The 370-nt window shown below is 73.5% G+C and carries 1 pseudogene; it reads right to left on the bottom strand.

The annotated features are described in order from the left end of the window. Positions 1–109: 109 nt before the first annotated feature. Positions 110–370: pseudogene (locus AC5RTT_RS20820) on the bottom strand (TadE family type IV pilus minor pilin); the annotation flags it as partial.

Here is a 370-nt window from a genome sequence, read left to right as displayed (position 1 = left end):
TCAGCCTGGTCGTCAGGGGGCGCAACGAGCGGCGCAATGAGGCCGCAGCCGCGCCGCCTGCAAGTACTCCGGCGGCCAGGCGCCGGCCCGTTGCGCGCGTGAACGTCCGTCACCTGGTCCCCCTCCCGTCAGTCAGTCCACCGGCTGAGGATGCTGGGGGCGCTTCGCTGCGCGTGGAGGCGCGGGCGGTCAGGATCCAAGGAATCGAGGAGCCCAGCGGCCCGGCCACACGGTCCGTGACAGTGACGCTGTACCAGCCGCCCTCCGCTGCGACCGTGGCTGCTGCCGTGCCGCCGGCCAGTGTCCTGACCGTTCTCTCGACCCTGGCGGAATCCTCGCCCCTCGCCAACGCCCGCGCACCGGCCCGCGC

The sequence above is a fragment of the Arthrobacter sp. Y3221157 genome (assembly GCF_059089865.1).
This window is presented reverse-complemented; position numbering and strand designations above follow the sequence as displayed.